The following is a 16036-nucleotide window of genomic DNA, read 5'->3' on the forward strand; positions in this document are numbered from 1 at the left end:
CCGTGGAAAACCACGGATTCATGTCCAACACACAACATTGTAGGAGCCCGGCTTGCCGGCGAAGGCGGCCTTGAGTATTGCGCTGGTCTTTCGGGCCTCTTCGCTGGCAAGCCAGCTCCTACAGGTCGGTGGAAAACCACGGATTCATGCCCAACACAAAACATTGTAGGAGCCCGGCTTGCCGGCGAAGGCGGTCTTGAGTATTGCGCTGTTTTTTCGGGCCTCTTCGCTGGCAAGCCAGCTCCTACAGGTCCGCGGAAAACCACGGATTCATGCCCAACACACAACATTGTAGGAGCCCGGCTTGCCGGCGAAGGCGGTCTTGGGTATTGCACTGCTCTTTCGGGCCTATTCGCTGGCAAGCCAGCTCCTACAGGTCCGTGGAAAACCACGGATTCATGCCCAACACAAAACATTGTAGGAGCCCGGCTTGCCGGCGAAGGCGGCCTTGAGTATTGCGCTGTTTTTTCGGGCCTCTTCGCTGGCAAGCCAGCGCCTACAGGTCTGTGGAAAACCACGGATTCATGCCCAACACACAACATTGTAGGAGCCCGGCTTGCCGGCGAAGGCGGTCTTGAATATTGCGCTGGTCTCTTGGGCCTCTTCGCTGGCAAGCCAGCTCCTACAGGTCCGAGGACGACCACGGTTCCATGCCCAACACAAAACATTGTAGGAGCCCGGCTTGCCGGCGAAGGCTGCCTTGAGTATTGCGCTGTTTTTTCGGGCCTCTTCGCTGGCAAGCCAGCTCCTACAGGTCCGTGGAAAACCACGGATTCGTGCCCAACACACAACATTGTAGGAGCCCGGCTTGCCGGCGAAGGCGCCCGTCAGATCGCCATCGCTGGCAAGCCAGCTCCTACAGGTCCGCGGAAAACCACGGATTCATGCCCAACACAAAACAGTGTAGGAGCCCGGCTTGCCGGCGAAGGCAGTCTTGAATATTGCGCTGGTCTTTCGGGCCTCTTCGCTGGCAAGCCAGCGCCTACAGGTCCGAGGACGACCACGGATTCATGCCCAACACACAACATTGTAGGAGCCCGGCTTGCCGGCGAAGGCGGTCTTGGGTATTGCGCTGGTATCTTGGGCCTCTTCGCTGGCGATACGCCACTGACGCCTTCATAGGAAACATTTCGAGGCGTAATTTTCAGGCGCCTTGAAAGATTCCACCTATCGACTACAAATACTCCAGCTATTAGCCGTCTGCCCAAGGGCGGTCTAGCCTTAACTAGCGCCGGTGCGGTCTGGCCGGCCCAGACCTGATAAGAAGATAAAGCAGGAGTCAGAAACCGACTAGGCATACCTGGGTCATCGCGTTGGTTACTCGCTTGCCAGTGCCGCGATGCCCGTTTGGCCACGATGATCAGTTGATCGACTTGCTGGGCCAACAGCCTGAGTCATTGATTTCACTCACCGCTATCGGACCTCAACCGGGACGATGGCTGAATGAACACGACCAAAGGTAGCTCACAGATGGGAACTGAAACGAAATGCCCGTTCAATCACGCCGCTGGTGGTGGCACGACGAACCGCGATTGGTGGCCGAACCAGCTTAATCTGAAGATCCTGCACCAGCACTCGTCCCTATCCACCCCCACGGACGAGGGCTTCAAGTATGCCGAGGCATTCAAGTCCCTGGATTTTGCCGCGCTCAAGCGTGACCTCACTGCCCTGATGACCGACTCGCAAGACTGGTGGCCGGCGGATTTCGGTCACTACGGCCCGCTGTTCGTGCGCATGGCCTGGCACTCCGCCGGCACCTACCGTACCGGCGATGGCCGTGGCGGCGCCGGCTCTGGCCAGCAGCGTTTTGCACCGCTCAACAGTTGGCCGGACAACGTCAGCCTGGACAAGGCCCGCCGCCTGCTGTGGCCGATCAAGCAAAAGTATGGCGACAAGATTTCCTGGGCCGACCTGATCGTCCTGACCGGTAACGTCGCGCTGGAATCCATGGGCTTCAAGACCTTCGGCTTTTCCGGCGGCCGGCCTGACGTCTGGGAACCGGACGAGGATGTCTACTGGGGCTCGGAAAACAAATGGCTGGGCGGTGACGTGCGCTACGACAAGGCGCAAAAACCCGTGCAGGAACCCGGCGAAGGCCCGCTCGTTGCGGAACCTGGGAAAAACGAGGAGAGCCGTACCGATCAGGGCCGCAACCTGGAAAACCCTCTGGCGGCCGTGCAAATGGGCCTGATCTATGTGAACCCGGAAGGCCCGGAAGGCAACCCGGACCCGGTGGCCGCCGGCAAGGACATCCGTGAAACCTTCGGCCGCATGGCCATGAACGATGAGGAAACCGTGGCGCTGATCGCCGGCGGTCACGCGTTCGGCAAGACCCATGGCGCCGGCCCCGCCGACAACGTGGGTCCCGAGCCCGAAGCGGCTGGCCTGGAAGAACAGGGTCTGGGCTGGAGGAACAAATTCGGCAGCGGCAAAGGCCCGGACACCATAACCAGCGGCCTGGAAGTGACCTGGACCACCACGCCGACCCAGTGGAGCAACAACTTTCTCGAAAACGTGTTCGGCTTCGAATGGGAACTGACCAAGAGCCCCGCGGGCGCCCACCAATGGACGCCGAAAAACGGTGCCGGTGCCGGGATCATCCCCGACGCGCACGACCCGTCAAAACGCCGTAATCCAACCATGCTGACCACCGACCTGGCGCTGCGCTTCGACCCGATCTACGAGCCAATTTCCCGGCGTTTCCTGGAGAACCCCGATCAACTGGCCGACGCCTTCGCCCGTGCCTGGTACAAGCTGATCCACCGCGACATGGGCCCGCTCTCACGCTACCTCGGCCCGGAAATGCCTAATGAAGAACTGCTGTGGCAAGACCCGATTCCTGCCGTCGATCATCCACTGGTCGACGACAGTGACGTCGCGGCCCTGAAAAGCAAGCTGCTGGCCTCGGGCCTCTCGGTCTCGCAACTGGTCTCGACGGCGTGGGCGGCGGCTTCCACCTTCCGCGGTTCGGACAAACGCGGCGGTGCCAACGGCGGACGTTTGCGCCTGGCCCCACAGAAGTTCTGGCAGGCCAACCAGCCCGACCAACTGGGGAACGTGCTGGCGAAACTCGAGGGTATCCAGCAGGAGTTCAACGCCGGTGGCAAGAAAATCTCCCTCGCCGACCTGATCGTCCTCGCCGGCTGTGCAGGTGTTGAACAAGCCGCGAAAAATGCCGGGCACACGATCACGGTGCCGTTCACGCCCGGGCGCATGGACGCTTCCCAGGAACAGACCGATGTCGAGTCGTTCGGTTTTCTCGAACCGATCGCCGATGGCTTCCGCAATTACCTCAAGGGCAGGTACAGCGTATCGGCTGAGTCGCTGTTGATCGACAAGGCGCAGTTGCTGACCCTGACCGCGCCGGAAATGACCGTGCTGATCGGCGGTCTGCGCGTGCTCAAGACCAACGCCGGAAACACCTCCCACGGCGTCTTCACCACGCGGCCCGAGGCACTGACCACCGACTTCTTCACCAACCTGCTGGACATGGGCGTGGAGTGGAAACCGGTGTCGGACGCCCAGGAAGAGTTTGAAGCGAGCGATCGCAAGACCGGCCAGAAAAAGTGGACGGGCACCCGAGTCGACCTGGTCTTCGGCTCCAACTCGCAATTGCGCGCGCTGTCGGAGTTCTATGCCAGTAATGGCGAGGAGAAGTTCATCAAGGACTTCGTGGCGGCCTGGACCAAGGTGATGAACCTTGACCGCTTCGACCTGAAGTGAGCTGAACTGCGAGGGGTGAGTTGGCGAGCGCGCAGCCTTTGACTGCGCGCTCGCCGATCACTCAGTGGGGCGCGCGGTGGATGGTCTTGAGCAGGTCTTCGGGGCTGATGTGCCCGACGACCTGTTGCACGCTGCCCGGTTGCGGCAGATCGAGGATGTGCCCCTTCATCTTGCCGATCACGTGCATTTCGCAAGGCTTGCAGTCGAATTTCAACGTGAGCACTTCGTCGCCGTGGATCAACTGCATCGGCGCGACCTTGGTGCGCACGCCCGTCACGCCCTTTGCCTGCTTGGGGCACAGGTTGAAGGAGAACCGCAGGCAGTGCTTGGTGATCATCACCGGTACTTCGCCCGTCTCTTCATGGGCCTCGTAGGCCGCATCGATCAGCTTGACCCCGTGACGGTGATAGAAGTCGCGGGCCTTCTGGTTGTAGACGTTGGCCAGGAACGACAGGTGCGATTCCGGGTACACCGGTGGCGGTGTGGTCTCGGCTTTACGGCCACCCCGTGGATGGGCCGCGATGCGCGCCACGGTGAGTGCTTCGATCACTTCGCGGCGCAAGGCCTTGAGCTGCGAGTTGGGAATGAAGAACGCCTGCGGCGCGTCCAGCTTGATGTTGGTGGCGTGGTACTCGGTGGTGCCCAGTTGGCCGAGCAGATCGTGCAGCTGCTCCAGGGCCTGCTCCGGCTTGTTGGCCACGCCGAACGGACCGTCCAGGGCCACACTGGCGCTGATGCCCTCTTCGCTGGTGGCAATCAGTTCCAGGCGCTCTTCACGCAGGTGTGCCACCCAGGAAAGACCGATCCGGCGCTCGGCGGAGGTCTTTTGCAGCGCCTGGGCCCAGTTGTGATCCAGGTTGCGGCTCAACGGGTGATTCGGGCGCAACTGGTGCAAGCCCTTGGGCATCTCGTTCGGCTCGACGCGGTAGCGATAGCGTTTCTCGCCGTCTTCTTCGAATTCACCTTTTGGCTCGGCGATGTTGGTCCGCCAGCCCACCACTTCACGCTTGACCAGGACGTTGAGGCCGTCACCGTTGGACAGCGGCTCGTGGGTGACCACCAGCAGATCGCGCTTGCCGACTTTTTCCACCACGCCCACCGGCAGGCCGGTGAAGGTCGGCGAGTCGAAGGCGCCGATGTCGATCTTGCGCTCGCTGACGAAGTAGTCGGTGCTGCCACGGTGGAAGGTCTTGTCCGGATCGGGCAGGAAGAAATGCGCGGTGCGGCCGCTGGACGCGCGGGCCAGGTCCGGGCGGTCTTCGAGCACGGCGTCCAGGCGCTGGCGGTAATAGGCGGTGATGTTCTTCACGTAGCCCATGTCCTTGTAGCGCCCTTCGATCTTGAACGAGCGCACGCCAGCTTCCACCAGGGCGCGGATGTTGGCGCTCTGGTTGTTGTCCTTCATCGACAGCAGGTGCTTCTCGTAGGCGATCACCCCGCCCTTCTCGTCCTTGAGGGTATACGGCAGGCGGCAGGCCTGGGAGCAGTCGCCGCGGTTGGCGCTGCGGCCGGTGTGGGCGTGGGAAATGTTGCACTGGCCGGAGAACGCCACGCACAGCGCACCGTGGATGAAGAACTCGATCGCCGCGTCGGTTTCGTCGGCGATGGCGCTAATTTCCTGCAGGTTCAGCTCGCGGGCCAGTACCAGTTGCGAGAAACCGGCCTGGTCGAGGAACTTCGCCCGCTCCAGGGTGCGGATGTCGGTCTGGGTGCTGGCATGCAGCTCGATCGGCGGGATGTCCAGTTCCATCACGCCCAGGTCCTGGACGATCAGCGCATCGACACCGGCATCGTACAGTTCGTGGATCAGCTTGCGGGCCGGCTCCAGTTCGTTGTCGTGCAGGATGGTGTTGATGGTGGTGAATACCCGGGCGTGGTAGCGATGGGCGAACTCCACCAGGGCGGCGATATCGCTCACCTCGTTGCAGGCGTTATGCCGGGCGCCGAAGCTCGGGCCGCCGAGGTATACGGCATCGGCGCCATGCAGGATGGCCTCGCGGGCGATCGCCACGTCACGGGCGGGGCTGAGCAATTCCAGGTGATGTTTGGGCAGGGACATAATATTTTTTAGTCAGGCTGTCACGGTCGAGGCGCGCATTGTAGCGATGAAATGCCTGAGGGGCACCCGTGTACTGCCAGGTGGCGGCTTCCGGGTGCGAAGATGCAGCTGCGCGTACCAAAAACCCCTTGTAGGAGCTGGCTTGCCAGCGAAGGCGGCCTTGAGTATTGCGTTGCTCTTTCGGGCCTCTTCGCTGCGATGCGGCGACCCGACAAGCCAGCTCCTACAGGGGAATGCGTCCACTTGAGATCAGGCTTTGGCGGCCATTGCGGTGACTTCCACGCGCATCCCTTCAACCGCCAACGACGCCACGCCCACCGCAGCGCGCACCGGCCACGGTTTGGCGAAGAAGCGCTTGTAGACCTCGTTGAACGCGGCGCGGTCGGCCATGTCGGTGAGGTAGATGGTCAGGTGCAGCACCCGGCCCATGGAGCTGCCGGCGCGCTCCAGCGCCACTTTCAGCGCTTGCAGGGTGCACTCGCTTTGCAGGGTGATATCGCCCAGTTCAAGGCTGCCATCGGCACGGGTCGGAATCTGGGTGGAGACCAGCATGCCGGCGAAACCGGCGACGTCTGAGGAAATGGAGTCCGCATCGGGATCGGGAACGAAGGTCAGGTCTTGGTTTGCCATGGGGGTCTCTTGCTTGAGGTGGTAAGTCGGCGGCGCGCGCATGTCAGCAGCGGCATGCACGGCGCAACGCCTGTTGCGCCGCCAGTTTACGGAACCGTCACGCCACCCGCTCGATTTTATCCGCACCACGCTTCTTGCCGTCGCCATTGCCGCGCATCATCACCCAGCGCACCACCTTGTTCCAGACATACGCCACCGCCACGCCACCGACGACAGCGAGCACTACCGCGAGCAGCGGATAATCGCCGAGGCGCCGGGCCACCGACAGGAACTGGAAGTGCGTCAAGTAGATATACAGGGTCGAGGAGGCAATCAACGCCATGCCCCGCGCCATCAGACCGGGTACGGGAATGGACCGGACCCAGATCACCAGGAGCGCGGCAGGCAGGGCGATATCGAAATGGCTCCAGATCTCGCCGGCGAACGGTCCATACCCCAACATGGCCACTATGTCCTGCCAACCCACCACCAGGACGGCAACGGCACTGACGATCCACTTCTGGGTGGTCGTACTGGCACTGTGAATGGCCATGCCGAGCACCATGATCGCCAGGTAATGCTGTGGCACCCGATTGAACAGCGCGCTCGCATCGAACACATAGAGACTGATCAGCACGTCAGCCACCGCCAACACGCATGACGCGATGACAAAACAACGAAACGGGTCTGCACTGATGATGTTTCTCACGCGCTCGAACGACAGCGCGAACCCGATGATCACCAGCATCTGCACCAGCAGTTCTATGTACCAATAGGTGAAGACACCGACGCTATCCGCTGTAAACCAATTGGAAATCAGCAACAGTGATTGCCAATGCACTTTGTCGAACAGCAGTTGCACCAACACCGTGTACAGGATCGTTGGCACCGCGATACTGGCAACGGACTTCACCAGCGTGCGCACGCTCCCGTACTCATTGATGGCCTTGAACTGAAACCTGGCCAGGCTGACCCCGGAAATCAGGAACAGGGCCATGGTTTCGCCGAACACCGGCCACGGTGAATACACATTGAAATGCCCCATCACAATCAACACGATGGACACCACGCGTAAAAACACCGGCACTTCCATGGCCCGGATCGAAAACCGCGAGGTCTTGGTGTCGCTGGCCAGTTCACACAATTCAACGACCGGGATCATTTCCCATTGATCGGGCAGATGGCCGATCAGCTCTTCCAGCACCATGGAAGCCTGCACGAACGAGAGTGAATCCCCGCCCAGTTCAACGAACGTCAACTGCGGATCGATGCGCGGCACTTCAAGAATTTCCGCCCATGCCTGGGACAACTTGAGCGCCAGCGGCGACAGGTCCTGGCTGGCATTGACGGGGGCCGCCTGGCTATCGACCAGCGCCTGCAATGCCAGCTTGTCAATCTTGCCGTTGGGCGTCAGTGGAATGGACTCCACGAACACGAACAACGCCGGCACCATGTAGTCGGGCAGCGCCTGCCCCACCTGCTCACGCAGTTCAACCGCTGCAACCGGCTTGGCTGCAACGCAGCAGGCCACCAGCTTCACGTTCGAACGGTCGTTGTCGGCCAGCACCACGCACTGTTTGATCCGCGGATGCCTGGAGATCGCACCTTCGATTTCAGCGAGCTCGATGCGATGACCGCGAATCTTCACCTGGCTGTCGCCGCGCCCCCGGAACATGACACTGCCATCGGCCAGATAAGTGCCCAGGTCGCCGGTTCGATAGCAGATGTCACCCTCGGCCCGGGTAAAGGGGTTGACCACGAACTTTTCCTTGGTCAGCGCTGCATCACCGTAGTAACCCAGGGACAGATACGGGCTGCGTATCAGGATCTCCCCGACTTCGCCTTCGCCGACCAGCCGATCGGCCTCATTGACCAGCAACAGTTGCGCGCCTTCGATACCTTTGCCCAGCGGGATCCTTGAATTGTCGAGCGCAGGATCGATCTGATGGTAAGCCATCGCCTGGGGCGTTTCGGTCGTGCCGTAGAAGTTGACGCTGATGGCGTTGGGGGCGATGGCGCAGATTTGCTGGTACAGGGTGTTGCTCAAGGCATCCCCGCCCCAGAACAGGTAGCGCAGGTCATCGAACTGCAAGCCACTGATCTTCGCCCCGGTTTCAATGAGTTTGCCCAAGGGCGGCGTGAGGTGAATGACGGAGATCCCGTGCTGGTGTATCCATTTGGCCAATGCGGCTGGATCGATAACGGTCGACTGGGCCGGGATCACGACCTTTGCGCCAATGGACAGCGGCGTGAACACGTCCCTGTAGACCGGATCGTGACCCAGCCCTGACAGCAGGGAAAAGCAACTGTCCCTGGTCAACGAATGTCGCTGGCTATGCCATTCGATGAAATGCACCAGGGGCGAGTGATGGGTGACAATCCCCTTCGGCTCGCCGGTACTGCCCGAGGTGAAGGTGATATAGGCCGGGTCTCCAGGATTGACCTCTGGCAAGCCCCTTGGCTCGACGGCGAAGGCCTTCAGCACGTCGCCGGGCATTTCAGGGATATTGACCAAGCGTATCGCGGATGATCGCCGGGGATCGAGCTCGAACGCGGCCTCGCCGCAAACGAGTACAAAACTCGGCTCGAGCACATGGATGATCTGCTCGATGCGCGCACGGGGATAGGCCATGTCGGCAACGGTGAAGGTCAAGCCGGCGCGCGAGGCACCGAGCATGGCGTAGACCAGCCCCGCACAGCGCCCGGAGACGATCACCACCCGGTCGGATGGCCTCGCGCCCTGTTCAAGCAGAAAGCCCGCCAGGCGCTGGCTGATCGCTTCCAGTTCGCCGTAGCTGCACGTGGCGTGTTGGGAAACCACCGCCACGGCATCGGGCGTGCGTCCGGCGTGCTGCAGGAAGTCCATGAAAATCGGACGTTCGACACAATACTCCAGGTCCAGCGTCGGGTTTGGGCGCGCATCCTGCATATTATTGATCGACTCCCCAGGGCCTGTACGAGGTAGACACGACGGGACGCTGGCAAACCAGAGATTCCCCCCCAAGAAGCTAGCACAGCTGCCGTGGCCCGCCAGTGCGCCGGCCAACATACGCCGGCCGCGTTATCCTCTCCACTGCCGGGGACTGACCCCGGTCTTGCGGCGAAACGCCCGGGCCAGTGCCGAAGGGCTTTCATAACCGACCTCTTCGGCGATCCATCGGGGCTTGCCCGACCACCCGTTTGAAGTGTTCGGCGAAACTGGCCCTGGACATGTTGGCCGCCACCGCCAGTTCGGCCACGCTCCAGGCCTTGCCGGGCGCTTCGTGCATTTGGTTCAAAGGGCGCGCCAGGCGTGGATCGGCCAGGCCGGCCATCATGCCCGGCTGCTGATCGCGACTGCTCAGGATGTGGCGCAACAACAGGATCGCTGACCAACTACCTGAACAACGTCGCCCTGACCGATATCGATTTTCCGGCTATCGACGGTTGAACCACCTTGTTGCTGGCGGCTAGCGATGGCGGCGTAACGGCCACCATCGCATCGCCAGCAAGCCGGCTCCTACAGATGTGTGTCATGCCACAAATCCAACAGCATTCACAAATCCTGTAGGAGCTGGCTTGCCAGCGATGGCGGCGTCACGGCCACCATCGCATCGCCAGCAAGCCGGCTCCTACAGACGTGTGTCATGCCACAAATCCAACAGCATTCACAAATCCTGTAGGAGCTGGCTTGCCAGCGATGGCGGCGTCACGGCCACCATCGCATCGCCAGCAAGCCGGCTCCTACAGATGCGCGTAATGCCCCATTCAACATGCTCCCCGCAAATCCTGTAGGAGCTGGCTTGCCAGCTATGACGGCGTCACGGCCACCATCGCATCGCCAGCAAGCCGGCTCCTACAGATGTGTGTCATGCCACAAATCCAACAGCATTCACAAATCCTGTAATTGGATGGACTCGCCCCAGCCGAGGCGTCAATGCGCCACGGTGGCAGTCTAAACAGCCAACGACAGCGAGGGCGAGTCCATGAAAAAGCATAGTTCGATTGATCAATCCCTGTCTTCTACCGATTTGTCGGCCTGCACAACCTTGGCGGTCGATCTGGCCAAGCAGGTTTTTCAGGTCGCCGGTGAAGATGTTCTCGGCCAGGTGCGCTTCGAGCAACGGATCAAGTCGCGCGAGGCGTTCTATGAGTTTCTCCAAAAGTTGCCGCCTCATGTTGTGGTTTTGATGGAGACCGGTCCGGGTGCTCAAGCCTGGGCCCGGCAACTGCAAGACCAAGGTAATTCGGCGCGAATTCTTCCAGCCGGTTTGGTGGCCAAACATCGCAGCGGGCCAAAAAATGATCGCAACGATGCGTTGGCGATTCTGCGGGCTGGTCGCGATGAAAAAATCTGCGCAGTACCGGTCAAAAGCGTCGCGGCGCTGGCCATGCAGGCGTTGCATCGCGCCCGTCAGGGCTATGTGCGTCGGCGCACGGCCGTCAGTAATCAGATGCGCGGCCTGCTGCTCGAGCACGGTGTCGCCTTGGCGCAAGGCGATGTTGCGATCAGCCAGAAAATTCCGCGGGTGCTGGAAGATGCTACCCAGCCGGTGCCGGCCCTGCTGCGTGAACTGATCGACGAACTGCTGGCCGAGTGGCGCCATTTGGGCGAGCGCATCAGCGTACTGACGGGACGCCTGGAAGTGGCCGCCAACGCCGACATGACGGCGAAGCGACTGATGACTGTGCGCGGCATCGGACCAGTCACCGCCACGGCCCTGGTGGCCAAGGAAACCAAGCCTGAGCGATTTCCCAATGCCCGCAAGTTTGCCGCGTACTTTGGCATGGTGCCTGACCAGCACAGCAGCGGGGAAAAGATCCGGCTGGGGGACATGACCAAGCGAGGTGATGCTTATTTACGCAGCCTGATGATCCAAGGAGCCCACGCGGTGCTGCAACAACTACGACCTGATTCCCAGCAACCCGATGACCGCCGCTTGTTGCACTGGATGAGCCGGTTGGGTCGTAAGGAAGCTGCGATCAGGCTAGCCAACCGCAACCTGCGAATCGTCTGGGTGCTTCTACAGAATGACCAGACTTATCGTCGCCACGCCGGAGATGGCCAGCAGGCAACGATGAGCCACTGAGCGACAGAGTTCTGCCACCGAGGTACCAACTGTCCGACCCTTTGCTGAAAAAAATTGACCCCAGGTAAGACCGGCGTGGATTGATGCCTAAGCTCCTACTGGCCTTCGAGGCCTGAATGTAATCGGCATACCACGAGCTTTTCCAATTTTGGCCAGAAGCCGAAGACGGCTTCCACGAATAGGCCTTATACATAGATGCAACGGGGCGACGGTTTTTTAAAAGCGGGTAGACAGTGGGGGCGAGTCCATACATAGGAGCTGGCTTGCCAGCGAAGGCATCCTTCCCGTCAAAAACGATGCTGCCTGATCCACCGCTTTCGCTGGCAAGCCAGCTCCTACAGGGTTGCATGGCGGTTTAGAAATCGCGTTTGTAGAAGATGTCCAGCGAACTGGCCACGCCACCGGCGGCTTCCAGGTAAACATGCGATGGTCAGCCCGGTGGATACGCCGGCGGCGCAGATGCTCAGGCAGACGGTACAATTCTGACCACACCACAAATCCCTGTAATTGGATGGACTCGCCCCAGCCGAGGCGTCAATGCGCCACGGTGGCAGTCTAAACAGCCAACGGCAGCGAGGGCGAGTCCATGAAAAAGCATAGTTCGATTGATCAATCCCTGTCTTCTACCGATTTGTCGGCCTGCACAACCTTGGCGGTCGATCTGGCCAAGCAGGTTTTTCAGGTCGCCGGTGAAGATGTTCTCGGCCAGGTGCGCTTCGAGCAACGGATCAAGTCGCGCGAGGCGTTCTATGAGTTTCTCCAAAAGTTGCCGCCTCATGTTGTGGTTTTGATGGAGACCGGTCCGGGTGCTCAAGCCTGGGCCCGGCAACTGCAAGACCAAGGTAATTCGGCGCGAATTCTTCCAGCCGGTTTGGTGGCCAAACATCGCAGCGGGCCAAAAAATGATCGCAACGATGCGTTGGCGATTCTGCGGGCTGGTCGCGATGAAAAAATCTGCGCAGTACCGGTCAAAAGCGTCGCGGCGCTGGCCATGCAGGCGTTGCATCGCGCCCGTCAGGGCTATGTGCGTCGGCGCACGGCCGTCAGTAATCAGATGCGCGGCCTGCTGCTCGAGCACGGTGTCGCCTTGGCGCAAGGCGATGTTGCGATCAGCCAGAAAATTCCGCGGGTGCTGGAAGATGCTACCCAGCCGGTGCCGGCCCTGCTGCGTGAACTGATCGACGAACTGCTGGCCGAGTGGCGCCATTTGGGCGAGCGCATCAGCGTACTGACGGGACGCCTGGAAGTGGCCGCCAACGCCGACATGACGGCGAAGCGACTGATGACTGTGCGCGGCATCGGACCAGTCACCGCCACGGCCCTGGTGGCCAAGGAAACCAAGCCTGAGCGATTTCCCAATGCCCGCAAGTTTGCCGCGTACTTTGGCATGGTGCCTGACCAGCACAGCAGCGGGGAAAAGATCCGGCTGGGGGACATGACCAAGCGAGGTGATGCTTATTTACGCAGCCTGATGATCCAAGGAGCCCACGCGGTGCTGCAACAACTACGACCTGATTCCCAGCAACCCGATGACCGCCGCTTGTTGCACTGGATGAGCCGGTTGGGTCGTAAGGAAGCTGCGATCAGGCTAGCCAACCGCAACCTGCGAATCGTCTGGGTGCTTCTACAGAATGACCAGACTTATCGTCGCCACGCCGGAGATGGCCAGCAGGCAACGATGAGCCACTGAGCGACAGAGTTCTGCCACCGAGGTACCAACTGTCCGACCCTTTGCTGAAAAAAATTGACCCCAGGTAAGACCGGCGTGGATTGATGCCTAAGCTCCTACTGGCCTTCGAGGCCTGAATGTAATCGGCATACCACGAGCTTTTCCAATTTTGGCCAGAAGCCGAAGACGGCTTCCACGAATAGGCCTTATACATAGATGCAACGGGGCGACGGTTTTTTAAAAGCGGGTAGACAGTGGGGGCGAGTCCATACATAGGAGCTGGCTTGCCAGCGATGACGGCGTAACGGCCACCATCGCATCGCCATCAAGCCGGCTCCTACAGATGCGCGTAATGCCTCCATTCAACATGCCCCCGCAAATCCTGTAGGAGCTGGCTTGCCAGCGATGGCGGCCTAACGGCCACCATCGCATCACCAGCAATCAGGTATTGGTCTTCAACTTGGTCCACAGCCGCGTGGTCAAGCGGGCGATGGAGGCTGGCAGGTCTTCTACCGTGAACAGCTTGTCCATCACTGCCTTGGGCGGGTAGATCGCCAGGTCCTGCTTCACCGCCGGCACCACATCAACGTCCGCTGCGCTGTTGGGGTTGGCGTAATGGATGCTGTTGCTGATGTTGGCGATGACCTGCGGTTGCAGCAGGTAGTTCATGTAGGAGTAGCCGTTCTTCTGGTGCGGCGCGTTCTTGGGCATGACCACCATGTCGAACCATAACGTCGAGCCCTCATCCGGGATCGAATAGGCAATGTCGATGCCGTTTTTCGCCTCCTGGGCGCTGGCGGCTGCCTGCACGATGTCGCCGTTGAAGCCGATCACCGCGCAGACGTTGCCGTTGGCCAGGTCGCTGATGTATTTGGAGGCGTGGAAATACTGGACGTAAGGCCGGATCTTCAGCAGCGCCTGTTCGGCTTTCTTGTAGTCGGCAGGCGTGTGGCTGTGGGGCGGCAACCCCAGGTAGTTGAGGGTGATCGGCAGCACTTGCGTCGGGTTGTCGATGATCGCCACGCCACATTCGCTGAGCTTCCTGATGTTGGCCTCATCGAAAAACAGGCTCCAGGAGCGGGTGACGTCGGTATTGCCGAAGATCGCCTTGATCTTCTCGACGTTATAACCAATGCCCGCGGTGCCCCACATGTAGGGATAACCGTACTGGTTGCCGGGGTCGTTGACCTCGAGCTTTTTCATCAGCACCGGGTCGAGGTTGCTCCAGCCCGGCAACTGGCTCCTGTCGAGCTTCTGGATGGCACCGGCCTTGATCAGGCGCGAGAGGAAATGGTTCGACGGGCTGACCACGTCATACCCGGTATTGCCGGTCATCAGCTTCGATTCCAGCACTTCGTTGCTGTCATGGATGTCGTAAGTGGCCTTGATCCCGGTTTCTTTGGTGAACGTGGCCAGGGTGTCGTCGGCGATGTAGCCGTTCCAGTTGGAAATGTTCACGGTTTCATCGGCGTAGGCGGTGGCGCTCAACGTTGAGAGCAGTGCCACCAGGGAAACAGTATTGACGCGCATGTTCGATCACCTTCGTGTTGAAGTGCTTTTGTTGTATGTGAAAGGCGGTGTTCTAGATTTCGCTTCTGGCCCGGGCCGTCTCTACGCGCATGCGCAGCATGGCACCGATATCGAGCAAGGGTTTGGGCGGCAGCCAGCCGGGCTGGGCGCGGCCTTTGACCGATTGCAGGAGCGGCGAGTCGATGCCCGACGCCAGCTCCGCCAGCAGCCGTCCCCACAACGTGCCGCGCGCCACGCCGGAGCCGTTGCACCCGGCCACGGCGAACACGCCCTCCTCGACCTTGGCGAAATACGGCTGCCCGGAGCGCGAAGCACTGAGGTGGCCGGTCCAGGTGTATTGGATGTCCTGCGCGCCCAACATCGGGAAACGACGCTGCAAACCCAGGACATGGTGCTGGCGCCGGGTCGCCAGTTCGCCGGGTGACAAGTCCTGGGCGCGGTATTCGGCGGTGTTGCGGATCATCACCCGGCGATCCGGGGTGAGGCGCACCGTGGCCCCCAGGGGGCGGGTCGACAGCACGCCCCAGGGCTCGACGGCGCCAAGGGCCTGAAATTCTTCGTCGCTCAGGGGCCGGGTGAGGCTGGCGCTGAGTTCCATCGCAAAGGTGCCGCTGTCACTGATGCCGGAACGGGGAATGAAGGCATTGAGGCAAACCAGCACTTGCCTGGCCTCGATGCAGCCATGGACGCCGCTGGCGCGGATGCGGCCATTGCCCAGGCGCTGCAGGCCGCTGATCTCAGTGTTTTCAAACAGGGTCACCTGTGGCGGCAATGCATCGAGCAGCCCTTTGACGTATTTCGCCGGTTGCAGCAGCGCATTGCCATTGCCGCACCAGATCGCCGCCTGGTAGTGCCGGGTTCCCAACTTCTGGCGCAACCGGTCTCCTTGCAGAAACTCTGCTGAGGCGCCCACGGCGCGCAAGGTCTGCAGCTTGGACTCGACCTGGGTCAACTTGCGCGGATCGCTCACCGCAAAGAAATAGCCCGATTCGCGAAAATCGCATTCGATGCCGTGCCGGGCAATGCGCTTGCGCACCTCGCCGCTGGCGGTACGGCCAATTGCGGTATCGGCCTGGTAGCCAGCGAATCCCGGGGTGCCTTGCAACTCGGCATGGCCGGGATGTTCGTGGGCGACCACGAACCCAGAGTTGCGCGCCGATGCACCTTGCGCCGCGCGCTGGCGGTCGACCAGCACAATGCGAGCCTGGGGATGCAGTTCAGCCAGTGAATGAGCGGCACTCAGCCCGGTGATGCCGGCGCCGATCACCAGCCAATCGGCCTGCTGCGTGCCCTTGAGCGGATCGCGCAACGGGCTGTCCCCGGCTTGCGCAATCCAGCCACATACGTTTTCCATGCTTCACCTCGTAGCCTGTCGTT

General features: G+C 60.9%; 8 protein-coding genes and 1 pseudogene. 3 read left to right on the top strand and 6 right to left on the bottom strand.

What is annotated here, in order from left to right:
- Positions 1 to 1470: 1470 nt before the first annotated feature.
- Entirely contained in the window at positions 1471 to 3723 is a 2253-nt protein-coding gene (gene katG / locus DKB71_RS20605; protein WP_408597060.1) for a catalase/peroxidase HPI, read from the top strand.
- Between the two features lie 61 nt (positions 3724 to 3784).
- Here katG and DKB71_RS20610 read toward each other — a convergent pair whose 3' ends face one another.
- The 4 genes and pseudogenes from DKB71_RS20610 to DKB71_RS20625 all read right to left on the bottom strand — a co-directional run.
- A complete protein-coding gene (locus tag DKB71_RS20610) occupies positions 3785 to 5782 on the bottom strand; it encodes a peptidase U32 family protein (protein WP_408597062.1) in 1998 nt (665 codons plus the stop codon).
- Positions 5783 to 6031: 249 nt separating this feature from the next.
- Positions 6032 to 6412, bottom strand: a complete 381-nt coding sequence (locus DKB71_RS20615) for a RidA family protein (RefSeq protein ID WP_408597064.1) — start codon at positions 6410 to 6412, stop codon at positions 6032 to 6034.
- Positions 6413 to 6509: 97 nt separating this feature from the next.
- The gene (locus DKB71_RS20620) at positions 6510 to 9320 is read right to left on the bottom strand and encodes an amino acid adenylation domain-containing protein (RefSeq protein WP_408597066.1); all 2811 of its coding nucleotides are present in this window, start codon (positions 9318 to 9320) and stop codon (positions 6510 to 6512) included.
- A gap of 132 nt (positions 9321 to 9452) precedes the next feature.
- A pseudogene (locus DKB71_RS20625) lies at positions 9453 to 9756 on the bottom strand (AraC family transcriptional regulator); the annotation flags it as partial.
- A gap of 645 nt (positions 9757 to 10401) precedes the next feature.
- Here DKB71_RS20625 and DKB71_RS20630 point away from each other — a divergent pair.
- Both DKB71_RS20630 and DKB71_RS20635 read left to right on the top strand, forming a co-directional pair.
- Positions 10402 to 11460, top strand: a complete 1059-nt coding sequence (locus tag DKB71_RS20630; RefSeq protein ID WP_274078160.1) for an IS110 family transposase — start codon at positions 10402 to 10404, stop codon at positions 11458 to 11460.
- 631 nt (positions 11461 to 12091) lie between these two features.
- Positions 12092 to 13150 carry an IS110 family transposase gene (locus tag DKB71_RS20635; protein ID WP_274078160.1) on the top strand — a complete coding sequence of 353 codons (1059 nt, stop codon included), beginning with the start codon at positions 12092 to 12094 and terminating at the stop codon, positions 13148 to 13150.
- Between the two features lie 420 nt (positions 13151 to 13570).
- Here DKB71_RS20635 and DKB71_RS20640 read toward each other — a convergent pair whose 3' ends face one another.
- Together DKB71_RS20640 and DKB71_RS20645 are read right to left on the bottom strand one after the other, a co-directional pair.
- Positions 13571 to 14659, bottom strand: a complete 1089-nt coding sequence (locus DKB71_RS20640) for a polyamine ABC transporter substrate-binding protein (protein ID WP_408597068.1) — start codon at positions 14657 to 14659, stop codon at positions 13571 to 13573.
- A gap of 52 nt (positions 14660 to 14711) precedes the next feature.
- Complete coding sequence (locus tag DKB71_RS20645; protein WP_408597070.1) at positions 14712 to 16013, bottom strand: NAD(P)/FAD-dependent oxidoreductase; 1302 nt, start codon at positions 16011 to 16013, stop codon at positions 14712 to 14714.
- Positions 16014 to 16036: the final 23 nt, after the last annotated feature.

The sequence above is a fragment of the Pseudomonas sp. PLMAX genome, from assembly GCF_046042685.1.
GTDB classification, from domain to species: Bacteria; Pseudomonadota; Gammaproteobacteria; order Pseudomonadales; family Pseudomonadaceae; genus Aquipseudomonas; species Aquipseudomonas putida_AE.